Here is a 24,320-nt window from a genome sequence, read left to right on the forward strand (position 1 = left end):
GCTATCCTCGCCCCTTTAGCATCTAATCTTCCAGAAATATATCGTTACTCAACACGAGCAATGCGCCGACGGAGAATGTCACTATAGTTATGATAATTACTGCTATGGAAGATATCCATACCTTTCCCTGCATCTTGTTTCATCGCTGATGCGCTACCTGGAAAATTAATACCATTAAACGCAGAGTTCATGTCTTTTCCGATGCCAATATTATTGAAGAATGATTGCTCCTCTTTCCACACCTCAACGGGTATAACATGGTGAGCAGAATTCGCTCCGGCGTGCCGTTCGGCTGGAAGTGGAACCAGAAAATCTCCGGGGCATCAACGCCGTCAATACGCGCCAGCGGGTCGTAACTGTCCCGATCGCTGTAAACGTAGGTCAGCGGCACATCCCCGTGCACTTCCTGCAGCAGCCGGAACCCTTCCCAGACAAACCGGTTGGTAACCGGCTTACCGGTTGGCTGTCCGCCCAGCATCTGGCGGCGCGTTTTGCTGATGCGGCGACCGAGCGGATCGTAGCGGAAGCTGACCTGCGTCTGCGGTTTGTTGCGATCCCGCGGCTGGCTGATGACTTCCGTCAGGCGGTGTTCGCCGTCGTAGCGGTAGTGCCAGCGGGTCTGGTCGTTATCCTTCTCCACGGTGCGGCCGTGGATGTCATAACGCCAGCGAATGCCGTTCAGCTGCGTCAGGCGGTTGTGCGTGACCTTATCAGCGGAACCTTCAAGCGGGTTATCAGCACAATATGACAACCTTATTTAATAGTTAATTCCACGTTAAATAAATACCGCAATTAAATGATTTAATATCATAGCAAATAGTTATATCACCCCATTCCAAGTGCCACATTATACTATGTTTTTCTTTTTCATCTGGTTTGCCAAGATCATATTCACCCGACACCCATTGATATAAAAATTCGACTTCTTTATTTAGCATATCAATGTTAGAAACCTTATTCCAATCATTTATTGCCTTATAATACCCTCCCTCTTTATAAATTAATTGCACCGTAAATGGCAAATTACTGAAGCATAATGGTTGTATTATAATCTCGAATTCCTTTCCCGACCAAAGAACGGTATTAACTGTATAATGATGGGGAATTAATTTCTGCATTTTATTTTCTGATTCAAGATATTTGTAAAGATCAGAAGTTAGAAATTCCTCCTCCCTTTGTATTAAAAGACATTTATTGTCTAACTCAACCTTACCATTTACCATGTTAATTTTAAAATTAATCATATGCTAATGACCTTCCCCGGTATCAAAAGATTTCTAAATTCCTCAGGGATAAAGAATTGCCCCCCCCTCGACCATATATCTCATTAGCCAATGCTCTTCCATATGCTACATCAATATCCTCACTTACATAATAAGCTCTAACTTGCGTTCTTAATGTACGATGAGGATCTATTTTAACCTGAAGTGCTTCATGGTAGCCTATAGCATTTCCTTTATTTTGCCTAACGGTTGGATAAGTCACTGCATATGATGGAGGAGTATCACCGTTTGGATATAATGCATACAGAATCGTGCCTTTTTTCAGTTTCCTGTTTTTGTAGACATCTATACTTTGTAATCACCTTGACCTTGCCATCTCGTAGCTTCTTTAGATGGATCCTTACATTTACGGCTCAACCCCCACGGATCCACCCACCCCAGCGCATTCGGCGCATACTGGTAAAGGTTTATCCCCCCCGCCAGCCCTATCGGGTCCTGCTGCGTAAACCGTCCGCAGTCCGGGTCGTAATACCGGAACAGATTGTCGTGCAGTCCTGTCTCACGGTCCAGGTATTGCCCCTGCATCCGCAGGTTCTGAGAATATCCTGATCCCTGCGTCTCGCTCTCCCGCAACAGCTTGCCCCAGGCGGTGTTCGCCATCGTACCGGTAGTGCCGGATCTGGCCGTTATCCTTCTCTACGGTACGGCCGTGGATGTCATAGCGCCAGCGAATACCGTTCAGTTGCGTGACCCGGGCTTTGATTTTAATATATTAAGCCAGCCAATAGTGTTCTTTTATTAAAAATTATCTGTTTTCTGTTGTTTGAGTGAGCACTTCAAAAACAGACGCTGCTTAATTATAACCTCGCAAAAATCAATCCTTCTCTTTGCTTAATATCAAGGCATCATTTTTTTAATATCAAGTGCGTAATTAACAACATCATCTAAAAGTTTTTCTTCCCTGAGGGAAAAGTTTGCGTATTGAGCCATAGCTCTGCATGTTGACAGACTTTCAATTATTTCAAATGGAATTTTGTCTCCAAAAATCATTATCTGTTCATAACGAGTTTGAAAAAAATTTACCGATTCATGTTTACCATTGGCATTAAGTTCAAAAATTATTTTTTCAAGTGCATTTTTTAAGTTATTCAATTTCATTACCAGGGAACCCTTAAAGTTTTAACCACCCATGCTCTTGGAAGATTTGATACCACAGCCTGGTATCCCATCCCAGGATATCCTGCCCCTTGAGCTGCAGCAGGACCTTCACTCACCCACGTTCCTTTAGGAACTCTAAACTCTGATACATTAGTAATATTAACACCCCAATCATGGCGAATAGCTAGCTTTTCTCGCAAAACCTCCTCGGAATTGTATTTTTCATTTGTCAGCCAAGAAATTTTTCTTCCTGTTCTATTATTTACACCATGATATTTATAAAAAGTCTCGTCTCTTTTCAGCTGCCTGTTTTTATAAACGCTTTTATCAAATGTTTCTGCAATTCCTCCAGGAAGTTGCGGCCCTGGTTTTTTCCCTGTATTGCATCGGCTTAACCCCCACGGATCCACCCACCCCAGCGCATTCGGCGCATACTGGTAAAGGTTTATCCCCCCCGCCAGCCCTATCGGGTCCTGCTGCGTAAACCGTCCGCAGTCCGGGTCATAATACCGGAACAGATTGTAGTGCAGCCCTGTCTCACGGTCCAGGTATTGCCCCTGCATCCGCAGGTTCTGGGAATATCCTGATAGCTGCGTCTCGCTTTCCCGCAGCAGCTTGCCCCAGGCGCTGTTCACCCCTTCCCAGCGCACCTGCCCTTCGCTATCCGTCATCCGCTCCGGCGTGCCGTTGGGCTGGCAGTGGAACCAGAAAATCTCCGGCGCTTCCACGCCGTCAATACGCGCCAGCGGGTCGTAGCTGTCCTGATCGCTGTAGACGTAAGTGAGCGGCACATCCCCGTGCACTTCCTGCAACAGCCGGAACCCTTCCCAGACAAACCGGGTGGTGACCGGCTTGCCGGCTGGCTGTCCGCCCAGCATCTGGCGGCGCGTTTTGCTGATGCGTCGCCCGAGCGGATCGTAGCGGAAGCTGACCTGCGTCTGAGGTTTATTGCGATCCCGCGGCTGGCTGATGACTTCCGTCAGGCGATGTTCGCCATCGTAGCGGTAGTGCCAGCGGGTCTGGCCGTTATCCTTCTCCACGGTACGGCCGTGGATGTCATAACGCCAGCGAATGCCGTTCAGCTGCGTCAGGCGGTTGTGCGTGACCTTCTCAGCAGATCCTTCGAGCGGGTTACCGGCAGCATCCCAGCGCCACTGCTCCTGGCCGGGCAGCGTGCCGTCCTGAACGAGCAGGCGCCCGGCGCTGTCGTACTGCCAGCGGTACCAGCTGAACGGGTTATCGTCCCGCTCTTCGCGCACCAGGTTATTACGGTAGTCGTAATCCCAGCGGCGGGACCAGCGGCGCGGCGACGGGCGCTGGGCATTGCCGGTAAAGACGTCCCGGCGGTGCAGTCGGCCGAGGCGGTCGTACTCGCTGCGGGTGGTCAACAGCCCCTGGGTGCGGCTGGTCTCACGGTGGAGTTCGTCGCGAGTAAAATCGGAGACCGAGAGCTTATCGAGAGCAATGCTGAGCAGATGTCCGCTGCCGTAGTAGAACTGCTTCAGCTCGCGGCCATCGGGCAGCGTGACGGAGGTGCGGTTGCCCAGCGCGTCATACTCCCACGCCAGCTCGCCGTGCTCGCCCGCCTCGCGCGTCACGCGACCGAGCGCATCATACTCAAAGACGAGCTCCTGCTCTGCCTCGGTGCTCCACGCGTCGGCTGAAAGCGCAGGATGCAGCCCAATCCGGCTTAACAGCCCGGACGGCGTGTAGTGGTAGCGTGTCTGCCCTTCCGGCGTGGTGCGGGCGACCAGCTGACCGCTCGCGCTCCAGGCGAAGGCGTGGGTGATGGCCTCCGGATGGCCGGCGGCAAAGGTGCGCGCAATCGTGCGCCCGCAGGCATCATAGCGATACTGCGAGGCTACGCCATCGAGCCCCACCTCTTCCAGCAGCAGCGAGTCTGGCCCCCAGCGGAACTGATACGCTTCGCCGTTCTCGTTTTCCAGGGCAATCAGGCGCCCGCGGCTGTCCCAGCGGCGGCGCACCTCTTCACCCTGCGTGTTACGGGTGGCGGTTAAGCGCCCCGCCTCATCGTATCTGAACTCGCTCTCTTTCCCGTCGGCGCCCGCATGCTTTACCGGCAGGCCACGTTCGTTCCATTTGAGCGATTCCGTCCAGCCTTCCGGGCGATCGAGCTGCACCGGACGCCCTGCGGCGTCGTAGCGGTAGCGCGTCTCTTCACCGTCGGCGCCAGTCTCGGCCACCAGCCAGCCCAGCGGATGATAGCGATAGCGGGTAATTCGCCCGGAACAGTCCGTCGCACGAACGATCTGCCCGGCCTCGTTGTACTCCTGGTAGCGGCTGTTGCCTGCGGCATCGACCTCTTCCACGACCAGGCCGAACGCGTCCCGGCGCAGCTGCGTAGTCTGCCCCATCGGATCCACCACGCGCTTCAGCCCGTGGTGTTCGTCGTACCAGAACCGGGTGGCGCTGCCGTCGGCTTCGATAATAGCCGCGGGAAGCGCGCGGTGCTCCAGCCAGGTGGTGGTGCGGATATTGCCGTCGGCATCGGTCTCCTGCACCCGGTTGCCCATCTCGTCGTAGACGAAGGTGACGGCGTTGCCGAGCGGATCGATGCGACGCGTGAGAAGCTCGTTATCATCCCACTCGTAGCGCCAGTTTTCACCGCGCTCGTCAACGTAGCGGACAATCAGATTCTGCGCGTTCCAGTAGTGGCGGCGCGTCTGACCATCGTAGTGCTCGACGGTCGTCAGCCCGGCGGCTAAATCATAGCTAAAGCGGCAGCCGTCGCCGGTGCTGGTGCGGTTTTCCACCACGCGCCAGTGGTCGAATTTTTGCCAGCGGTATTCGCTCTCCAGACCGCCCGGCAGGCAGTGCCAGACCATCAGCCCGTGCTCGTTATAACGGTATTCACGCGTCACCACGCCGGAGGCATCCGTCGCGCTCGCCAGCTGGCCGCGCGCGTCGTAGCCCCACTGCATCAGCGGCCAGGTTTGGTTGCCGTCGAAATGGCTGGCCGAGGTCACGCGCAGCGGGAAGTGCTCATCTTCATAGCGCAGGGTGACGTCTATCGCCCGCGGCTCATCATGGATACCAACCAGCCTGCCGTGCTCGTCCCACGCCGTCAGCAGCGCGTTGCCGTATTCATCGCTAAGGGAGGCCAGACGCAGGATAGAAGGATTGATGCGGGTCGGTTTGTACAGACGCCACACTGCACCGTCATCGTCGGCAATCGCCACGTCGCCGTTCTCATTGCGGCGGATAATGATGCCTTCGCTGATGCTGTAAAACGCACGGTCGACAGGCGGCAGTTCAAAGCTCAGCTCGCGCCCGGTTTCATCGAACCAGGTCGCATTGTTATCTTCCAGCGTCAGATAGCTGTCAAAAGTCGTTGCCCAGCCCAGACCAAACAGCCCTTCGCGGGTCGTCAGGCTGTTGTAGCTGCGCTGCCAGCGAAGCGGGAAGCGCCCCGGCAGCGAGAAGTCGAGCTCATCGTCGTCGTTCAGCACCTTCACGCCGGTGGCGGCGTGGACCGGGTGCGAGGAGCCAAACACGGCGTTGACGGCCATATCCGCCAGCATCCCGCCGCCGGCCGCCGCCAGCGCGCAGGGCATGTTTTTCAGGAGCTTGCCCGGACGCCCGCGCAGCAGGGAGAGCGCAATCATCCCCAGCGCCAGACCCGGCGTTTTACCGCTTTTGATATCGCGAACCGTGAGCGTGTCCCCGCCGATGATCACGTTCGGGGAGACGTCGTCGGACACGGTGCCTTCGCAGGTGGTGCGATCTTTCGCGCGCACCGCGGGCTGTCCGTTGATGAAGACGCTTTTAGAACCTTCCGCCAGATACTGCGGCCCGGAGTGCTTTTCACACGCCACCTTGTCTTCTTCCAGCGGCGAGGTCCCCGCCGCGGCAGAGGCCACGCTCGGCTGCCACATTTCGCTGCCAAACTGTCCGGCAGCGGAAAGCAGCATGCCCGCGTAATCGGCAAAGCTGCCCGGCGACTGCGGCTCAGGGGACGGTGTATCGGCGGGCGTCAGCGTGCCTGCCGCGCGGGCGGCGGGGATTGCGTTGGTCAGAACGTTGTTCGAGCCGGTGGTAATTTTACCCGCAGGCGACGGCGGGAAGAGCGCATTGCCTAACCCTTCCGCGGCGTTGCTGATATCGTCGGTGATCCCCGCCACGTTCGCCAGCACGCCGCCAATAATCCCGCTTAACAGACAGCTGGATCCGACTGCCGCCACGCCTGCTGCGGCGGCTCCAGCACCGAGGAGTGGCGCGGCGGCCGTAGCCGCCAGCCCCACCGCCGCGCCAATCACCGCATAGGCGGCACCTTCCGCCACAATGCTGGTGATGTCAGCAAAAATGCTAGAGTGAATAATCTCGTCGCCCTTACGGGCCGCGTTGTTATCGCTCATGCCTTACACATTCCGGTTGTCGTTTAGCGTCAGGCTCTGCTTAAGCGCGCTCCAGCGCACCTCGTCCTCTTCGGTAAAGGCTCTGAGTGCCGAGAGGGTAAAAATCAGCAATACCGGTTTGCCCGGCGTCTGCACGGCCAGCTGTTTTTGCCACAGGCGTTGCCCGTTACGGTCAAACGTGGTTTCAACTTCCAGCCCGTTAATGTTTCCGTCAGGCCCGGCTTTTACGTCCCGGAATTCGCTCTGGGCGATCTCACCCATCTGAGGACGCAACACATCCCACTGGCTGTGAAACTCTTGTTTGTAGTCGCTGCCATCGGGAATCACACCGCGGCTGACCACTACGGACAGCCCGCTTTCGTCATCGCGAATAATGTTCATACTGTTATCCTGCCAGGCAGCAGGAAAAAGGGAAAACGAGCCTTCCTGGAGGGTGTATTTCATAAGTGAACTCGGGATGCTTAATATTGAGAGAAACAAGAAGGCCAATCGATGCTGGCCTTTTGGCTGGCTATAGTTATTTAAGCCACTGGCCTGACTGTTCGACTAAAACATGGCTGCCTTTGCTGACAACCAATTTCACGGGTGCATACGTGACGGTATAAGCGATCTCGCCGTTCTTGTACGTTGAGCCGATTATTTTACCTGCGGGGTCGTGTAACGTTTTTCCCTTTAAGGAGATCGTACTGTTATCGCTTTTGCGCACACCGAGATAAACCATCTGGTCACATTCACCCTCGAAACGCCCGCACTTGTTTATCAGAGAGATAGTGAACTTTTCGGTGTCGAGTTTTCTGGTTTCCGCGTTTTGAACCGAAGCGGCTTTACGTAACGTATAACGCAGCGGAGCAAAATCATTTCCTTTTTGAGGAGGAGTAACTAAACGCCATTCCATTTCACTCCCCTTTAGTTCCAGAACAGCCCGTCCGCCTGCGCCGCCAAACGATGAGTTGAACTCAACGTTCGCACGGTTTCCCGCGATCGTACCGCTAAGATTATGCTCATCATCTTCCGGGCAATCGATGCGGTTTCCTCTCCGGGAGACATAGCAATAAGACCCGGTGATACGGTTGCCAGATTCAGCTAGCCGCAGGGTTAACGTCGAGTCGTTCTCGAATTCACCAGCCCACTCCCCGTCAAACGCGAGTCCTGATTGGCTGCTTTTTGCAAACTGCATCGTATTGAATCTGGCGGCCCATTGCTGAATATCGGCATTAATGGCCTGACTATTATCAGATGACTGGTAATGGATAACGTTTGATTCTGGAACCACCCAGGCCGCAAAGATTTTGCCGTCAGGATTGATGACCAGCGCGGATGCGTTCTCCAGATAAAGATCTTTTAGCCAGCCCTCAACAAACAATCCGCCACCTGGGGTGGTATGCGGTTCGCCGAATACATCAAAGTTATCAATAAAGGTCTGGTAATGATCTCCCAACGTCTTCCTGAGATTGTCTGTCACTTCGCTGTCGTTAACGATGCGTCTGACCGTATTGAGGTTATTGTATTGCGATAACTCTAACGCAGATGACGTTTCAACTGCGCCTGTCAATAAAGCCGTGAACAATACGGTTGCAACATATTTTTTGGTCATAAATTATTCTTGAGAATCATTGTTGTAATTCATCGTTATTTTTATAACGTTGTCGCCTTTTATCTCAAAAGAGAGCAGTTTTTTATCCAATTCGTAGGTAATCCACTGCTCCCCGGCATCATTTTCGACCTGACCGGTACCGTATGCGCTGTTCAGTTCCTTTCTCGTTGAACCCACATGGACACCGCGCGGCGTTGCGAAGTCTTCGGCAGTCAGCGTAATTTGAGACACGATATAATCATCAACGCTTCTTTCCGCTTTATCCCACCAGAGGTTGGAAGTGAATATTTCTACTCCAGCGTTTTGATGCTGAAAGAATTTATATTGGACTCCATCAAAAGGAACCTCACCGGTAAAACTGCCTTCCACCGGCACGCCAATTTTACGGGCAATATCAGGCGTCCATCTGTCGCCCAGGGCGACAGGCTGGTCTTTGATCTGCACAGAAAAATCCCGTTTTGTCAGAACGGGAGGCATCACCTGAGCCAAAACCACATTGCTGCCGAGACAGGTAAACATCAGGACGGAACAAAGAAATATCGGCGTGTGTTTTTTCACGTTAATCGTCATTTATTGAATGTGTATGGCCATTATCACCCTGAAGAAACCGTCAGGACATGAGTGCAGTATTTCTTAGTCGGCGCTAATGACGACTGAACCCAGACAGTGAGGATTTTTCACGCTGAAACTGAAGCTCACTTTTTGTCCATTCATATCTTTTCGGGCTGTATAGCTGGTCACTTCGTTCTCCGAACGGCCGCGCGGATAATCAGTTAACCTCAGCTGCGGATAGCGCTTTTTAACGGTATCAAGCGTTATGCATTGACCTGAGGAAGGTGAAAAATTCAGTAAAGGCGCCATGCCGTCGTTTTGTTTGCTTAAACGTAACCCAATTGCGGTTATGTTCGTTCCATCAGCGAGTTTGATATCGTCGGCATTGTAGAAATTGATATATTCATTTTGCCTGGTCATCTTAAACGATAACGGCGCGTTACTAAGGGTTGTAACGGATAACGTCTTAAGCGATGCACTCATCCCGGAAATAAACATCCAAAGATCCTTTTTCTGCGCATCTCCTCCAGCCATTCCCGTCGTTAGTAACGCGATAAGCACCGCACCTGCTTTACTCATCTTTGGCCGTAAATTTCGCCTGCACCGCCGCATCAATATCCCCTTTATGCCCCGATCCCGGCGCCGTGGTGCCCGGTTTTGTACCAGAGGTATTCAGATGCAGCTTACCGCCCGTGGTGATATACCCATCCCCTTCCACGAAGAAGTTAAACTCTTTGCCGATGAGGTTAATCTTGCCGTTAGCATTCAGCTCAATGGCACTCTCACCGGAGACCAGCCGCAGCTTCGTCCCGGAAGCAATGACGTACTGCTCCACCGCCGCATCCAGCTTGCCTTTCCCCGTCAGGATCTCGGTGCCACCTTTCACGGCCTGAGTCTGATTCGCTTCCACGCGATGCAGTTCATTTTTCTTCACGTAATGGCTGCGCTCGCCGCCGACGCTGTGCGTTTCATCATTTTTAACGCTGGTGTCCATGTTACGCTCGGCCTGGATCCACACCTGCTCTGCACCCGCTTTATCCTCAAACCGCAGGGCGTTGGCGTTGTCCACGGAACCGTCTTTCGTGCGGCTCATAAAGCCCATCTGCGTCGCCGCAGCCGGCAGCGCCCACGGCGGCATGCTCGCGTCGTTGTACACGCGCCCGGTAATGATCGGACGGTCCGGGTCGCCGTTGATAAAGTCCACCACCACCTCATCGCCGACGCGCGGGATCTGCACTCCGCCGTAGCCCTGGCCCGCCCACGCGCTCGACACGCGCACCCAGCAGGAGCTGGTGTCATCGCCCTTCGCCAGACGGTCCCAGTGGAACTTCACCTTCACCCGACCGTATTTGTCCGTCCAGATACTCTCCCCGTTCGGCCCCACCACTTTCGCCGTCTGCGGGCCGTAGGTGCGCGGCCACGCCGTGCTCTGCGCCGGACGGTACACCACCGCCGACGGGATGACCGTGAAATCGGTCCGGTGAATGGTCTCCCCCTCGCCGCTGGCATAGCGGTTCTCTTCGAGGTGGTAACCCGCCGCCGTCACCAGATACTCACCGTTGTCGCTGAAGAACGGCGCGTTGGTTAAGGTGAAGGTGTGCCCCGGCGCAATCCCCGCCGCCGTGGCGGTGGCCTGAATCTGCTGGTGCTCCACCTGCCAGCGCTCCTGACGGATGCGGGCATAGAACTCCCCGTGCCCCTTGTCCACAAAGCGACCCGGCCAGTCGTACACGTCGATGCTGCCCGGCTTCGGCGACGCCGGGTTCTGCTGGGCCTGGAACAGCCACGCGTTCGGCTTGCGGAAGTCATAGTCGTCGAGGCTGTAAATCCCCGGCGTCACGCTGTCCTCCAGCGCCCACTGGCTGATGCCCTCTTCATCCGTACTGCCGCCTGACGGCGTCTGGTGGTAAGGAATGACCTCATAGCCGCTGAATGGCTGGTACTGCGTGGCGGCGTCGGTGAGCACCAGGGTGTGCTTGTCCGCCTCATGGCGGAAGTGATACGCAATCCCCTCCAGCTCCATCAGGCGGCTGATGAAGTCCAGGCTCGACTCCTGATACTGCACGCAGTAGTCCCACACCCGGTAGCTGCCGGTGAGTTTGTCCTCAACGTTAACCTGATGCTCGCCGAGAAGGGTTTTCACAATCTGCGGCACCGTCTGCCCCTGGAAAATACGCAGGTTACGGTCGCGCTTCATCGGCCACAGGTCCGGCTCCACCGTCAGCTGGTACACCGCATAGCGGGTGCCCGTCAGCTCAACGGCGCTGACCGCCACGCGGGTAATCTTGCCGTTAACATAGCGGGACGTCAGCAGGCTCTGCGTCGGGATGGTCACCGTGACCGACTGGCCCAGCAGCTTACTGCGGTCAATGCGCGCGTCCGTGCCGAGCACGGTCAGCGTCAGCGCGAACGACTCGGACATCGCCTCACGGCCCGTCAGTTTCCAGAACAGAAGCCCCTCCACCGGGAGCTGAACGGTAATTCGGTTGAGCATAATCTTTATTCCACTATGGACTAATCTCAGTGCCAGAAGTTAACTCATTTCAATACGCAAAGCGTAAACGCTGCTGGTTTGATAATGAGTAGCTGTAAGATTGACTTCTCATGCCACAAAAAAACAACTTTTCCTGAATTTTCATCGAGATAAACAGTTACAAGAAAGTGTCTTCAGGGGCTCTATCGAACAATTCACCAGCCATTTTGGCGATACGTTCATGTTGTACGAGTTTATTTTTCCACTCCTGCGGAATAGCGGAATAACCATATAATGCTCCCGCTATTTGTCCCGCCGTCGCCGCAACGCTGTCAGCATCATCGGCAAGGTTGGCTGCCAGCAGAATGGCATCACGGAAATTATCCGTTTTCCATACGGACCACATCGCGGCCTCAAGCGTATCGATAACGTAACCGCTTGAACGAATCTGATCGCGAGTTTTTTGCTTATACTCACCCGCGTTAATGATCATTACACGTGGCTGAAGCGGCATAACGTGTGGTGTAAAAACAAAATCTTTATTGCTACCGTTAATCATATGCACAAGCAAAAAACTTAAATACTGCGTGCTATTTATTGCTTCCGCGGCACCGTGTGTTGCGATACATTGTTTTTTAGCTTCATAAAACGCTTTGCTTAATGATTTTCTAAAAAAAATAGAGACAGGTGCTTGTCTGATCATGGAAGCATTACCGGCAGTTTCTGGCGAAGTATTACCGTTCCACCCAGGACCAACTATTAAATATTGTTCTAAAGCAAACCGAGTTGTATTGCCTATATCAAAACAGACGCCATTTGAACTGTTATAACCATGCTGATACCATTCCAGAAGCTTATTCCTTAAGCATATAGTATCAGCATCACCCTTCTCAAGGAGCGTTTCCGCAAGACATAACGCCATGGATGTATCATCCGTCCATTCGCCGGCACGAAGTCGAAATGGCCCACCACCTGTCATATCTTTGACGTGTGCTTTGTCACGAGGTAAAAATTCGAGCGTCGTACCTACAGCATCTCCAACAGCAAGACCAATAAGCGTACCTACCGCACGATCCCGTGATTGCGCTAGTGAGATATTACATGGTGGTGTTAAATCCCATTGTTTTTGTACATCACTATTTGAGGATGATTCTAATGGCTTATTATCATACGTATACTGCATCCTTCGCTGGACTGAAGGTCTGCTAATGGGTAAGTATTTACGATATCTATCAACATATTTTAACAAGGCATTTAAATCAGCATGTAAGTCAATCACCTTTCACCCATAATAAAAAATATTATTCATATGAAATACTAAAATTCATCAGGGAATTTCTTCATGAGGTTTTGTTTCTTTTTATTATAGTTGGTATCGACCTCATGCGGCAGCCTAACCTTTAACCCTCGGCGGATTTGATCCACAATAAACCAGGCATCTGACAACCTTTCAAAAAACAACTCATCAGAATGATCAAACTCCTTCCCTGCATACATACCGAACGTCATATCCCATAATTTCGCTCTATCCTTTTCCTTGCCTTCGATTAAATCCCGTAGAAATAATAATTGTTGTACAATAGAGTCGTACATTTGCAAAAGCGGGGATTGGGGATCACGATTCTTGACGTCTGCATATCTTTTCTGTGCTAAAGTTAATGCTCTATCAACGTAACCATACATTGTCATTTCATTCATTGCAGTAGATTCAGTTAACTAAAAATTCCATACCTGATCGCAAGTCATCATATGCCCTCGCTTACCCTTGGTAATTCTAACTATAAAAAATTATCCTCAGGTGCTCTATCGAATAGTTTACCCGCCATTGTGGCAATACGTTCGTGTTGTACGAGTTTATCTTTCCAGTCCTGCGGGATAGCGGAATAACCATACAACGCCCCCGCTATTTGTCCCGCAGTCGCCGCGACGCTGTCAGCATCATCGGCAAGATTGGCAGCCAGCAGAATCGCATCACGGAAATTGTCAGTATTCCATACGGACCACATCGCGGCCTCAAGCGTATCGATAACATAACCACTTGAACGAATCTGATCGCGAGTTTTCTGCTTATACTCACCCGCGTTTATGATCATTACACGCGCGCATAATGGGAAAACATGAGGCGAAAAAGCTTCGTCTTTTTGATAACCGTTAATTAAATAGTGCAATACTAATCCGAGAAATTGGCATGCATTAATTGACTCTACTGCACCATGAGTTGCTCGACTCTGAGCCTGGGATTCGAAGTAAATCGCACGCAGCGATTTTCGACGGAAGATAGACACCGGAGCTTGACGAATAACCCCAGCATTACCAGCCGTGTGCTTTTCTGTATTACCATACCAGGAAGGTCCGACAAGCATATACTGTTCAAGCGCGAATCGCGTCGTTTTACCGATATCAAAACAACGACCATTACTGCTGTTCTCCCCATTGAGATACCATTTCAGGAGATATTTTCTAAGTACATCGGTATGCATTCTTTTTTCTGAAAGATAAGTTTCTGCCAGACATAATGCCATAGACGTATCATCTGTCCATTCACCGGGTTTTAATTCAAAGGGCCCGCCACCAATCATATCCACTACATGTTCACTATCTCTGCGTTTAAATTCAAGAGTAGTGCCAACTGCATCGCCAACAGCCAAACCCACTAACGCCCCAAGTGCTTTATCGCGTGAAACATCTTCATTTGTGATTAAAGGTAATGTTTCATCCCATACATGAGAGGAATTTGAATCATCAATGCTGTTTCTTATTACCTTACGAACATTAACTGGCATGTAGTTATTATAACGATCGGCATAATGATTCATTACTGAATCTTCGCTGTAAAGATCTATCATCCCGCACCCTTTAATCAAACGTTGTTTACCACTTGCGATACCGTCTTTGCCTTTTCAAATACTCAACGTCTTGCTCATGAGGGAGAATAAACTTCAATCCTTTTCCCATTTGCGAAGCTATATAATTAACATTGGACAAATGCTGAGCAAGTTCTGCATCGGTTGTATCAAACTCTTTTGACGCAAGCACTCCAAGATTTAATTTGTGCAATTTACTTTTATCTTTCTCAGACCCCGTTAGAATAGACTTAATATAGTCCAACTGATTCTTTGCCATAACATATAAAGAAAATGTAGGATTTTCTTCTAATCGATGATTAATTGCATCAATAGCATCATTGATATAATCCAGCGCGGTGTAATTTTCTTTACTCATGAGTCACCTCAAATACTGCCCTGGCGGTGGCCTGAACCTGCGGATACTCCACTTCTACCTGTTACACAGCATAGTGCGTGCCCGTTCTCTCAACGGCACCGTTCGCCACGTGGATAATCTTGCCGTTAACATAGCGGGATGTCAGTTTTCAGAACAGAATATCCACTCCCGCGAGCTGAACGATAGTTCAGCTGAGCATGATTTTTTATTCCACGATGATCTGTTCTCAGTGCCTGAAGTTAACTAATTCTCAGAACGAAGGCGGTTATGATATTGTTTCTGTGAAACAAAAATAAAACCACATTTCTGTGGTTTTATTTAGATGGTCATGAATTAACTTTGTCAGCTCATCGTTTTTCTATGCGAAACGTAGAAAGAATGATTTCCATGCATCGTTTATTGGCTTCGTAATAATAATCCTGATGATTACGATGAGGCCCAACCACCTCAACGTAACACCACAAATCATTAATTTTAAAGATACGCATATCGTAATAAGCCCTGATATTCTCAGCAGCACTGACTACCTCTCCCGTACAGCTATAAAGATCGCCTGTAAACGTGGGATTGATATCATTTGGGATGCTGGCAATGTCCGATGTCGTAAGAGAGACCGCACTATCGTGGCGGTTAAAGCGCGCAGTTGCTTCATCGAAAATAGCCTGCGCAGCGGGATAATCAGCCTGACGGAAAAGACAGAAATTAATCACTCCATGGTTGACGTTACCTATTGTGTGTTCAATTACCAGACGATTATCATCCAGCGTATTCACCAGCCATGAATCCGGAATTTTAAATCCACTGTCATTTTTGTTGCTAAGGCTGACTGTTTTCAACAGTTCTGAAAGCATCAAATTGCTGCGATGCAGTAAATCCCAGTTGATAGCAATCAGGAAAATAGTATCGGCAATCGTGTTGTAATCCTTCGACGCACAAGCCGTTTTCAAAAGGAAGTAATTTCCCCCACCATTTACAGGATTATAATCCTTCTGCACCGTATATCGTGAAACGACCTCATCACCCGATGGCATCATTTTAATGGACAGGATATCCGCAAACTTCCCGCTTCCTGAAGGATGAGTAATTATCCTTTGGCTCAGTACTTTCTCACCCATTAAATCGAGCTTATTGATAAGCCAGTCTGACGCATTCATCTCCCACTGACAGTGTTCATATGCAGCCCAGACTTCAATATAGGGGCCGGTGTCATCGGCGATGTATCGTCCGATATTCGTCAGCCCAACCTCCTGAAACGTGATCGGCTTTAACTCTGCTGGCTTAACATTCTGGGGTAACAATAGCCAGTAATGAAGCATCTCTTTTTCTGCAGAGGTATAGAGACATTTCCAGAAATTTTCCCGAATCTCTTTTTCCTGATCCTTTATCTCAAGAGGAAAAAAATATTGTTTTTCAGTAACCATAATGCAACCTCACTCGTCGCGCTTACTTAAGCCATAAACCCGAAAACATAAGGAAGCTTCCGAGGGTAATTAAGCTTTTAGCAAAGATAAGTAAGCCAGGCGCCACGGCACGTGTCATAGACGATAATTTTTCATAATTTTCCGCGTTGTATCTTTTGTGCCCCCCCATAATGCCGGAAAATAACGTGCAGAGCAGCACTACTGTGATCTTTAATCCCCAAACACACAGGAAAGACATGGATAAGATGATCGAATAATGCTTGGCCGTTGCGACGGAAAATAATGACATTGACTGAGCAAGCCATTTCAACGTAAAGCCAATGACGACCGTAGCCACTAACACCAGAACGAACATTAACCCCGCAAGGAGCCACTGCTTTTTGTTAAATAAATCTTTTCCATTCCAGATAAGCGCTAGCGTCCAAATCATAAAGAGAATAAAGAAAAACCAATGCATCACAACGTTCCCCATTTACACATTTTAATCTCCTATCAGGACTGTAACACAGCCAGTCTTAATCACACCATCGCCACTGCCCGCCGCTGGGGACGGCTTACTTTCATCATCGTCATAAATCCAGTCAAGGATCGGTTTGAGAGCAAATTTGATACTGGCATCCCCTCCCAGACCGAGCGCCGCTGCAAGCTCACCGGACACCTTAAGGTTAAATGAATAATCAGTGCTATCAATCCAGGTTCCCACGCCTGCAGAAGCGCCAGCGCTCCCTGCACTCCCTGAAAGTTTGCCATCGGCAACGACTACGCCATAAAAATCGGCTTTAGCCGTCGCCTCTCCTTTGACCGCCGCGGCTTCTGCGCCAAGTTCAACATTAAAACCATAACGCCCTTTATTTCCGTCATATAGTTCACTGACGGCCTTCGCTTCAGCGGTTGCCAGGTATACATCCCCACCGACGCCGCCGTATTGTTGCCCTTCTTTTCCAATGCTTCCCGAGGCGCCATATTGTATCGCGGTGGCGTTTGCATTGAGATTAATCGCCCCGTAATCAGCTCGATCGGTCACTAACGTGCCACTGGCAGTCGCCACCCCTACTTTAGTACGTACCTCGCCTTTATATTTATCCTGGCTTTTTGTATTCCCGACCGTGATATCGGCAAGTGCGAATCCGGCTGAAGCCGTATCAGGTTTTCCAAAGCCGGATTTATCTTCAAGGCTTGCATAGGCGCCAAGCACACGGGCGTCGTAAACATCACCATGTATAGCACCATCTTTACCCGCATCCTTCGCCGCCGTACCGCCCCAGTATTGCGGAGGTGCGGGTTGAGTGGATGCGACCGCAGGGGTCGCTGAGGTATTGCAACCCGTCTTGTCACCTTCCCTGGCGAGAGGCAAACCGTTCACAAATACCGTTGTTGAACCACTGAGAATACTTCCCTGACCATGTTGGGAGCATGAAAGCGGGTCACCTTTTCGTGCTGCCGGAAATCCGCCAATAATTACGTTGGGACTTCCGCTTTGAATTGGGCCAGTATGTGCGCTGGAATCAATGCGCGCTCTGGCGGCTGGTTTTCCCATAATAGCGTTCTCTGTACGCAGATTAACTGTTAACTTTTACAATCGCGCCCTTAATATCGGTAAGGTTAGTTCCCGTTATACTCACCGTATCATTTGCCTTGAGCTCGGTATTGATCCCATCACCTAGTTTTGTAAGCTCATCACCTTTGAAGATGGCTTGTTCCACAGCCTCTGCTTTGAGGTTGCCCTGGCCTACGTGAATCTCAATGGTATCCGGGGCGATCAGAATATAGTTGTCTTTAACTTTGAGTTTAATCGTGGTCACAGATTCCAGCAGCGCGTTACCCTCTTTATCCATGGTCAAGACGGTTTGATCTTTCCCAACGTTTATAACGTGCTTGTTACCAATATTATGCGTTTCATTATTACCTACATCTGATTTCAGGTTCCGCTTAATCGTAATATTCTCATCCTGTCCGATGGTTTTTCTACGATCGACACCGACATCATGAGTTTCAGAATTTTCAATATCCGTATCCATATTTTTTTCTGCATGGATCCAGATCTGCTCGTGCCCGGCTTTATCTTCAAAACGGAGAATATTGGCATTGTCTTTATGGCCATCTTTGCTGCGGCTATAAAAGCCCATCTGCGTCGCCGCAGCCGGCAGCACCCACGGCGGCATGCTCGCGTCGTTGTACACGCGCCCGGTAATGATCGGACGGTCCGGGTCGCCGTTGATAAAGTCCACCACCACCTCATCGCCGACGCGCGGGATTTGCACCCCGCCGTAGCCCTGGCCCGCCCACGCGCTCGACACGCGCACCCAGCAGGAGCTGGTGTCATCGCCCTTCGCCAGACGGTCCCAGTGGAACTTCACCTTCACCCGACCGTATTTGTCCGTCCAGATACTCTCCCCGTTCGGCCCCACCACTTTCGCCGTCTGCGGGCCGTAGGTGCGCGGCCACGCCGTGCTCTGCGCCGGACGGTACACCACCGCCGACGGGATGACCGTGAAATCAGTCCGGTGAATGGTCTCCCCCTCGCCGCTGGCATAGCGGTTCTCTTCGAGGTGGTAACCCGCCGCCGTCACCAGATACTCACCGTTGTCGCTGAAGAACGGCGCGTTGGTTAAGGTGAAGGTGTGCCCCGGCGCAATCCCCGCCGCCGTCGCGGTGGCCTGAATCTGCTGGTGCTCCACCTGCCAGCGTTCCTGACGGATGCGGGCATAGAACTCCCCGTGCCCCTTGTCCACAAAGCGACCCGGCCAGTCGTACACGTCGATGCTGCCCGGCTTCGGCGACGCCGGGTTCTGCTGGGCCTGGAACAGCCACGCGTTCGGCTTGCGGAAGTCATAGTCGTCAAGGCTGTAAATCCCCGGCGTCACGCTGTCCTCCAGCGCCCACTGGCTGATGCCCTCTTCATCCGTACTGCCGCCTGACGGCGTCTGGTGGTAAGGAATGACCTCATAGCCGCTGAACGGCTGGTACTGCGTGGCGGCGTCGGTGAGCACCAGGGTGTGCTTGTCCGCCTCATGGCGGAAGTGATACGCAATCCCCTCCAGCTCCATCAGGCGGCTGATGAAGTCCAGGCTCGACTCCTGATACTGCACGCAGTAGTCCCACACCCGGTAGCTGCCGGTGAGTTTGTCCTCAACGTTGACCTGATGCTCACCGAGCAGGGTTTTCACAATCTGCGGCACCGTCTGCCCCTGGAAAATACGCAGGTTACGGTCGCGCTTCATCGGCCACAGGTCCGGCTCCACCGTCAGCTGGTACACCGCATAGCGGGTGCCCGTCAGCTCAACGGCGCTGACCGCCACGCGGGTAATCTTGCCGTTAATATAGCGGGACGTCAGCAGGCTCTGCGTCGGGATGGTCACCGTGACCGGCTGGCCCAGCAGCTTACTGCGGTCGATGCGCGCGTCCGTGCCGAGCACGGTCAGCGTCAGCGCGAACGACTCGGACATCGCCTCGCGGCCCGTCAGTTTCCAGAACAGAAGCCCCTCCACCGGGAGCTGAACGGTAATTCGGTTGAGCATAATCTTTATTCCATCTAGCTTATGCGATGCAGAAAAGGGGTTCGCATCTGTGATAAAGCGTCATTCAAGAAAGGGGCTTTTCCCTCTTGATCATCCAAAAAACAAGAGAGTAGATTTTCAGTAATTCTGAAGTGACAAATAAGCCTACATTCAACCAGATGTTTGAAATATCAAACATACTTACTAAAAGAGGGAAAAATGAGACCGAACATCTGAATGAAATCAAGCGAAATACTTCCTGAGCAAGGGCAAATTTAATCGCTCCGATCTTTCGCTTGAAGAATAACCAGGCCGAAGCACACAAAGAGAGTAATAAAAGTAAGTCAAGCACAAAAAAAAGCATGACCAAAATGCTGAAACCATCACCTGCATAATAATGCAACGAATCACTAAACGCTTTTGCATCAGAAATGAATGGAATTCTGTCGTGGCGAACTGAATTCACGCAATAAAGCAATATTGCGAGAAGATCCATACTTCCCCAGAAATACCATAATTTGCTATTTAAATGAGCGAGGTTGTTTTGTGTACGCCCGATATTATTATTTACAAAAATGGGGAGGCACATGTTGGCTTCAACTCAACTCTCCAGATTAGGGTTAAATTCAAAACGCATAAACAGGAGAGACAACCTTCTCACATTCCTTTGGATGTGAAGCCTCTGGCTTCGAAGATTGTACACTTCCATAGTATCTCCTGTTTATATTCCTACGGATTCACCAGCCAGGTGCCCGGCTTGGCAATATCCAGCGTCTGGCCACGCGTTCTTCCGTTGCCCTGCAGTTCAATCTTCGCCTCACCGGCCGGCAGCTTGAGCGATGCATAGCCGTTGGTTCCCGGGCGCAGCGCTTTTGGCTCGCCGTTTACTTTCAGCGTTTCGCCGTCGAGGATGCGGATATAGACCAACGCAACAGGGCTCGCGGCAGGCGGTGGGGTCTGCTGTGCTGTCGCCGGTTCGCTCACCTTCGCCGTTTCTGGCTTCACGTCTGGGGCGTTCGCGGCAGTTTCGGTTGGACGCGTCTCTGCCGGTGCCTGCGCAGCCTGCTCTGGCGCATCGTTACCGCCGCTGAAAATCATCGCCCCGGCGACAATACCCACCAGCACGCCCGCGGCAACCATGCCCGGGATCTTGTAGCGGCGCCAGTCGAGCAGCGAAGCCGGTTTCTCGTCTTCAACCGGAACCAGCATCGTGCCGGGCTTTTTCGCCGTCAGCACGTCGTTGATCCCGGCGACCGGCATCTCAATCAGCGCGGCGAACTCGTCGATGGACTGCGGACGATCCTCCATGTGCAGCGCCAGCGCGCGGTCAATGGCCTGCAGCAGCGGGATGGAATAGCCCTGCGGCATGATTTCTACCAGCGGTTTGCAGGTATCCTGAATAGAGCGCACCACGCTGACCGGCGGCGGAGAACCCACAATCAGGGTACGCAGCACGGCGCCGAGGGCGTAAATATCCGTCCACGGGCCCTGCTCGCTTTCGTTGTCGTCGGTGTACTGCTCAATCGGCGCAAAGCCCGGGCGCAGCATGGTTTCCGTTTCGTCGGAGAGGTTACCGATGGTGCGGCGCGCGGAGCCGAAATCGAGCAGCACCGGCAGGCCGTTATCCTGGATCTGGATGTTATCCAGAGAGATGTCGCGGTGCAGGTAGCCTTCGTCGTGGATGGTCTTGATCGCACCGAACAGCATCGGCAGCGTGCGGCGGATCCAGGCTTCGTTGATCAGCTCCGGCTTTTCTTCACGCAGGCGTGACAGCGTGGTGCCGCTGTAAAACAGCGTCCCCATGTAGGCCGTGTCGTTTTGCACCCAGAAGCGCAGGACGTGCAGCAGGTTCGGGTGGTTAAAGCGCGCCAGCAGACGCGCTTCCTGAATGAAGCTGTTCAGGCCCGCGGAGAACGCTTTGCCAAAGCGCTCGCTGCGCAACACCAGGGTCATGTCGTCGCCGCGTACGGCGAGCGAGGAAGGCATAAATTCTTTGATAGCGATAGTGCGTTCGAGCTGGTGATCCCACGCGCGATAGACAATGCCAAAACCGCCGCCGCCGATCACCTCTTTGATTTCAAACTCGTTGAAGCGGTACCCGACCGGGAGCGCGTTTGGGACAGTCCGATTGTTATCATTATCCGTCATCTTTTACAGTTCTCTTGATGATTATTACGCGGCAAACTGACAGTGAAACTCGCCCTGCTCGCAGGTGACGTGCAGACGTCGGTACTGCTCGTCGCTGCGGCTGGCGGTAAGTAAGATCTGGCTCATCTGAGGCAGCAGAGTGTTGGTCAGAATAGCGTCCACCATGCGGCCGCCGGACTCCACCTCGGTACAGCGCTGAACAATCTGTTCCACCACGCTGTCGTCAAACTCAGAAATAATGCTGTGATTCTCTTCCAGACGACGCTGAATGCGCTTGAGCTGCAGGCGAACAATCTGCCCCAGCATCTCGTCGCTGAGCGGGTAATACGGCACCACCAGCAGACGGCCCAGCAGTGCCGGTGGGAACACCTCCAGCAGCGGCTGGCGCAGCGCGCCGCTCAAGGCGTCCGGCTCCGGCACCAGCTCCGGATCGGCGCACATGGCGCTAATCAGGTCGGTGCCGACGTTAGACGTCAGAATAATGATGGTGTTACGGAAATCAATGTGGCGCCCCTCTCCGTCTTCCATCCAGCCTTTATCAAAGACCTGGAAGAAGATTTCGTGGACGTCCGGGTGCGCTTTTTCAATTTCGTCCAGCAGCACCACGCTGTACGGGCGGCGGCGCACGGCCTCGGTCAACACGCCGCCTTCACCATACCCTACGTATCCCGGAGGCGCACCTTTTAAGGTGGACACGGTGTGTGCTTCCTGGAACTCACTCATGTTGATGGTGATAACGTTCTGCTCGCCGCCGTACAGCGACTCCGCGAGCGCCAGCGCGGTTTCGGTTTTACCGACGCCGGACGGGCCGCACAGCATAAAGACGCCCACCGGTTTGTTGGGATCGTCGAGCTTCGCCCGCGAGGTTTTCACGCGGCGGGCAATCAGATCCAGACCGTGACGCTGGCCGATAACGCGCTGGTTCAGCGTGTCGGCAAGGTTGAGCACCGCGTCGATCTCGTTTTTCACCATCCGGCCCAGCGGAATCCCGGTCCAGTCAGAGACCACCGCGGCAACCACGTTTTCATCCACCGCCGCAAACAGCAGCGGTTCATCACCCTGTAAGGCGTTCAGCGCCTGCTGCTGTTCCGTCAGCTTGCCGCGCAGCTCAGCGGTATATTCCTCGCCCGCCGCGAACAGCGCGGCGCGCAGACGGATAATCTCCTGCACCAGACTGCGCTCTTCTTCCCAGCGCCGGGACAGGGCTTCGCGTTTTGTCTCATACGCGTCGCGTTCGGCGCGTAACGTTGCTACGCGCTCAGCGTCTCCGGCACCGACGCGCGCCTCGCGTTCTGCGATCTCAATTTCCACGTCCAGCGCGGCAATATGGCGCAGGCAGTCTTCCAGCTGCGCAGGCGGCGCGCTCTGGCTGACCGCGACGCGGGCGCAGGCGGTGTCGAGCAGGGCAACGGCTTTGTCCGGCAGCTGACGCGCCGGAATGTAGCGATGCGACAGCTTCACCGCCGCGCTGACCGCTTCGTCAAGCAGCAGAACCTGGTGGTGCGTCTCCAGCGGTGACACGGTGCTGCGCAGCATCAGAATGGCTTTCGCTTCGTCCGGCTCGTGAACCTGCACCGTCTGGAAACGACGGGTCAGCGCCGGGTCTTTCTCGATGTACTTTTTGTATTCCGCCCAGGTGGTGGCGCCGATGGTGCGCAGCTGACCGCGCGCCAGCGCGGGCTTAAGCAGGTTTGCCGCATCGCCGGTCCCCTGCTGGCCGCCTGCGCCAATCAGGGTGTGGATCTCATCAATAAACAGAATGATCGGCGTGGCGCTGGACTGGACTTCGTTAATGAGCGCCTGCAGACGGGCTTCAAACTCGCCTTTCATGCCTGCACCGGCCTGCAGCATGCCGATATCCAGCAGCCACAGCTGAATGTTCTGCAGCGGCTCCGGCACGTCGCCGTCGGCGATACGCAGCGCCAGAGCTTCCACCACCGCCGTTTTCCCGACCCCGGCTTCCCCGGTCAGCAGCGGGTTGTTCTGGCGACGACGCATCAGGATATCCACCATCTGGCGGATCTCCTCGTCGCGCCCGACAACCGGGTCAATCTTCCCGTCGCGGGCGCGGGCGGTCAGATCCTGGCCGTACTGGGCCAGCGTCCCCTGCGCAGCCGGTACTGCACCCGCCGGTGCATCGACGGCAGCAGCGGCCTGCTGTGTCTCTTTGCTGTTGGCGCAAATAGCGTCGAACTGCTCAATCAGCACCTCGACGTTAAGGCGGGTGAACTGCGACGAGATGCTTTTCAGCACGTTGGCCAGATTCCAGGTTTTCAGCATGCCGATCAGCAAATGGCCGCCGCGAATACGGCTGACGCCAAACTTCAGCGAGCCGAAGACCCAGGCGCGCTCCACGGCGCTGTCGATGTGTTCGGAGAGATCGGAAACGGAACTCGCCCCGCGCGGAAGGACATCCAGCGCGGCAACGATATCGCGCGTCAGCTGCTGTTCATCAAGGGCAAAGTGGCGGATGACCTGCTGCAGATCGCCATCCTGCTGCTGCATCAGCTGATGCAGCCAGTGCACCAGCTCAACATAGGGGTTGCCGCGCAGCTTGCAGAACGCAGTGGCGCTTTCCAGAGAGGTAAATAACAGAGTATCCAGTTTGCCGAAAAGCACGGCACGGCTTATTTCTGACATGTTCGGTTCCATTGAT

General features: G+C 53.0%; 20 protein-coding genes and 2 pseudogenes. All 22 read right to left on the reverse strand.

The window, feature by feature from the left end; all coding sequences use genetic code 11:
* Positions 1 to 44 precede the first annotated feature (44 nt).
* The 22 genes and pseudogenes from OTG14_RS09355 to tssH all read right to left on the reverse strand — a co-directional run bounded on the left by OTG14_RS09355 (position 45) and on the right by tssH (position 24,304).
* Positions 45 to 242, reverse strand: coding sequence for a hypothetical protein (locus tag OTG14_RS09355; RefSeq protein ID WP_071994455.1), 198 nt, complete (start codon positions 240 to 242; stop codon positions 45 to 47).
* Between the two features lie 26 nt (positions 243 to 268).
* Positions 269 to 739 (reverse strand): annotated as a pseudogene (locus OTG14_RS09360) (type IV secretion protein Rhs); the annotation flags it as partial.
* 25 nt (positions 740 to 764) lie between these two features.
* The gene (locus tag OTG14_RS09365; RefSeq protein ID WP_267214979.1) at positions 765 to 1,244 is read right to left on the reverse strand and encodes a hypothetical protein; all 480 of its coding nucleotides are present in this window, start codon (positions 1,242 to 1,244) and stop codon (positions 765 to 767) included.
* Positions 1,245 to 1,628: 384 nt separating this feature from the next.
* Positions 1,629 to 1,977: pseudogene (locus OTG14_RS23810) on the reverse strand (RHS repeat-associated core domain-containing protein); the annotation flags it as partial.
* Between the two features lie 143 nt (positions 1,978 to 2,120).
* Positions 2,121 to 2,381, reverse strand: coding sequence for a hypothetical protein (locus OTG14_RS09375; protein ID WP_267214980.1), 261 nt, complete (start codon positions 2,379 to 2,381; stop codon positions 2,121 to 2,123).
* Positions 2,381 to 6,757 (reverse strand): RHS repeat-associated core domain-containing protein, encoded by a 4,377-nt coding sequence (locus tag OTG14_RS09380; RefSeq protein WP_267214981.1) that lies wholly within the window; start codon positions 6,755 to 6,757, stop codon positions 2,381 to 2,383. Before OTG14_RS09380 ends, OTG14_RS09375 begins: the two co-directional genes overlap by 1 nt.
* A gap of 3 nt (positions 6,758 to 6,760) precedes the next feature.
* On the reverse strand, positions 6,761 to 7,201 hold the full coding sequence (locus tag OTG14_RS09385) for a DcrB-related protein (RefSeq protein ID WP_267214982.1): 441 nt from the start codon (positions 7,199 to 7,201) through the stop codon (positions 6,761 to 6,763).
* 73 nt (positions 7,202 to 7,274) lie between these two features.
* Positions 7,275 to 8,351 carry a hypothetical protein gene (locus tag OTG14_RS09390; protein ID WP_267214983.1) on the reverse strand — a complete coding sequence of 359 codons (1,077 nt, stop codon included), beginning with the start codon at positions 8,349 to 8,351 and terminating at the stop codon, positions 7,275 to 7,277.
* A 3-nt stretch (positions 8,352 to 8,354) separates the two neighbouring features.
* On the reverse strand, positions 8,355 to 8,909 hold the full coding sequence (locus OTG14_RS09395; protein ID WP_073961519.1) for a hypothetical protein: 555 nt from the start codon (positions 8,907 to 8,909) through the stop codon (positions 8,355 to 8,357).
* A gap of 75 nt (positions 8,910 to 8,984) precedes the next feature.
* Positions 8,985 to 9,482, reverse strand: coding sequence for a hypothetical protein (locus OTG14_RS09400; protein WP_230581877.1), 498 nt, complete (start codon positions 9,480 to 9,482; stop codon positions 8,985 to 8,987).
* Complete coding sequence (locus tag OTG14_RS09405; RefSeq protein ID WP_267214984.1) at positions 9,475 to 11,397, reverse strand: type VI secretion system Vgr family protein; 1,923 nt, start codon at positions 11,395 to 11,397, stop codon at positions 9,475 to 9,477. The genes OTG14_RS09400 and OTG14_RS09405 overlap by 8 nt, the downstream gene beginning before the upstream one ends.
* Positions 11,398 to 11,554: 157 nt before the next feature.
* Entirely contained in the window at positions 11,555 to 12,655 is a 1,101-nt protein-coding gene (gene tri1 / locus OTG14_RS09410; RefSeq protein ID WP_267214985.1) for an ADP-ribosylarginine hydrolase Tri1, read from the reverse strand.
* Positions 12,656 to 12,693: 38 nt separating this feature from the next.
* Positions 12,694 to 13,074 (reverse strand): immunity protein Tsi6 family protein, encoded by a 381-nt coding sequence (locus tag OTG14_RS09415; RefSeq protein ID WP_248272678.1) that lies wholly within the window; start codon positions 13,072 to 13,074, stop codon positions 12,694 to 12,696.
* 80 nt (positions 13,075 to 13,154) lie between these two features.
* The gene (gene tri1 / locus OTG14_RS09420) at positions 13,155 to 14,222 is read right to left on the reverse strand and encodes an ADP-ribosylarginine hydrolase Tri1 (RefSeq protein WP_267214986.1); all 1,068 of its coding nucleotides are present in this window, start codon (positions 14,220 to 14,222) and stop codon (positions 13,155 to 13,157) included.
* A gap of 25 nt (positions 14,223 to 14,247) precedes the next feature.
* Positions 14,248 to 14,598, reverse strand: a complete 351-nt coding sequence (locus tag OTG14_RS09425) for an immunity protein Tsi6 family protein (RefSeq protein WP_048992422.1) — start codon at positions 14,596 to 14,598, stop codon at positions 14,248 to 14,250.
* A gap of 347 nt (positions 14,599 to 14,945) precedes the next feature.
* Complete coding sequence (locus OTG14_RS09430; RefSeq protein WP_061716464.1) at positions 14,946 to 16,019, reverse strand: hypothetical protein; 1,074 nt, start codon at positions 16,017 to 16,019, stop codon at positions 14,946 to 14,948.
* Positions 16,020 to 16,041: 22 nt separating this feature from the next.
* Complete coding sequence (locus OTG14_RS09435; protein WP_073961692.1) at positions 16,042 to 16,476, reverse strand: hypothetical protein; 435 nt, start codon at positions 16,474 to 16,476, stop codon at positions 16,042 to 16,044.
* Positions 16,477 to 16,500: 24 nt separating this feature from the next.
* The gene (locus OTG14_RS09440; RefSeq protein WP_024909805.1) at positions 16,501 to 17,556 is read right to left on the reverse strand and encodes a PAAR domain-containing protein; all 1,056 of its coding nucleotides are present in this window, start codon (positions 17,554 to 17,556) and stop codon (positions 16,501 to 16,503) included.
* Positions 17,557 to 17,578: 22 nt separating this feature from the next.
* Positions 17,579 to 19,537 carry a type VI secretion system Vgr family protein gene (locus OTG14_RS09445; RefSeq protein WP_267214987.1) on the reverse strand — a complete coding sequence of 653 codons (1,959 nt, stop codon included), beginning with the start codon at positions 19,535 to 19,537 and terminating at the stop codon, positions 17,579 to 17,581.
* A gap of 64 nt (positions 19,538 to 19,601) precedes the next feature.
* Complete coding sequence (locus OTG14_RS09450; protein ID WP_232473022.1) at positions 19,602 to 20,012, reverse strand: hypothetical protein; 411 nt, start codon at positions 20,010 to 20,012, stop codon at positions 19,602 to 19,604.
* Between the two features lie 233 nt (positions 20,013 to 20,245).
* The gene (locus tag OTG14_RS09455) at positions 20,246 to 21,664 is read right to left on the reverse strand and encodes a serine/threonine protein kinase (protein WP_090392343.1); all 1,419 of its coding nucleotides are present in this window, start codon (positions 21,662 to 21,664) and stop codon (positions 20,246 to 20,248) included.
* A 24-nt stretch (positions 21,665 to 21,688) separates the two neighbouring features.
* Positions 21,689 to 24,304, reverse strand: coding sequence for a type VI secretion system ATPase TssH (gene tssH / locus OTG14_RS09460; protein ID WP_267214988.1), 2,616 nt, complete (start codon positions 24,302 to 24,304; stop codon positions 21,689 to 21,691).
* Between the last annotated feature and the right edge of the window lie 16 nt (positions 24,305 to 24,320).

The organism is Enterobacter pseudoroggenkampii (assembly GCF_026420145.1).
GTDB classification, from domain to species: domain Bacteria; phylum Pseudomonadota; class Gammaproteobacteria; order Enterobacterales; family Enterobacteriaceae; genus Enterobacter; species Enterobacter pseudoroggenkampii.

Bases quoted from the DNA above. Each gene is read 5' to 3' on its own strand.
- OTG14_RS09365 (WP_267214979.1), bottom strand. From the start codon at position 1,244: ATGATTAATTTTAAAATTAACATGGTAAATGGTAAGGTTGAGTTAGAC.
- OTG14_RS09375 (WP_267214980.1), bottom strand. From the start codon at position 2,381: ATGAAATTGAATAACTTAAAAAATGCACTTGAAAAAATAATTTTTGAA.
- OTG14_RS09380 (WP_267214981.1), bottom strand. From the start codon at position 6,757: ATGAGCGATAACAACGCGGCCCGTAAGGGCGACGAGATTATTCACTCT.
- OTG14_RS09385 (WP_267214982.1), bottom strand. From the start codon at position 7,201: ATGAAATACACCCTCCAGGAAGGCTCGTTTTCCCTTTTTCCTGCTGCC.
- OTG14_RS09390 (WP_267214983.1), bottom strand. From the start codon at position 8,351: ATGACCAAAAAATATGTTGCAACCGTATTGTTCACGGCTTTATTGACA.
- OTG14_RS09400 (WP_230581877.1), bottom strand. From the start codon at position 9,482: ATGAGTAAAGCAGGTGCGGTGCTTATCGCGTTACTAACGACGGGAATG.
- OTG14_RS09405 (WP_267214984.1), bottom strand. From the start codon at position 11,397: ATGCTCAACCGAATTACCGTTCAGCTCCCGGTGGAGGGGCTTCTGTTC.
- OTG14_RS09415 (WP_248272678.1), bottom strand. From the start codon at position 13,074: ATGAATGAAATGACAATGTATGGTTACGTTGATAGAGCATTAACTTTA.
- tri1 (WP_267214986.1), bottom strand. From the start codon at position 14,222: ATGATAGATCTTTACAGCGAAGATTCAGTAATGAATCATTATGCCGAT.
- OTG14_RS09425 (WP_048992422.1), bottom strand. From the start codon at position 14,598: ATGAGTAAAGAAAATTACACCGCGCTGGATTATATCAATGATGCTATT.
- OTG14_RS09430 (WP_061716464.1), bottom strand. From the start codon at position 16,019: ATGGTTACTGAAAAACAATATTTTTTTCCTCTTGAGATAAAGGATCAG.
- OTG14_RS09435 (WP_073961692.1), bottom strand. From the start codon at position 16,476: ATGCATTGGTTTTTCTTTATTCTCTTTATGATTTGGACGCTAGCGCTT.
- OTG14_RS09440 (WP_024909805.1), bottom strand. From the start codon at position 17,556: ATGGGAAAACCAGCCGCCAGAGCGCGCATTGATTCCAGCGCACATACT.
- OTG14_RS09445 (WP_267214987.1), bottom strand. From the start codon at position 19,537: ATGCTCAACCGAATTACCGTTCAGCTCCCGGTGGAGGGGCTTCTGTTC.
- OTG14_RS09450 (WP_232473022.1), bottom strand. From the start codon at position 20,012: ATGGATCTTCTCGCAATATTGCTTTATTGCGTGAATTCAGTTCGCCAC.
- OTG14_RS09455 (WP_090392343.1), bottom strand. From the start codon at position 21,664: ATGACGGATAATGATAACAATCGGACTGTCCCAAACGCGCTCCCGGTC.
- tssH (WP_267214988.1), bottom strand. From the start codon at position 24,304: ATGTCAGAAATAAGCCGTGCCGTGCTTTTCGGCAAACTGGATACTCTG.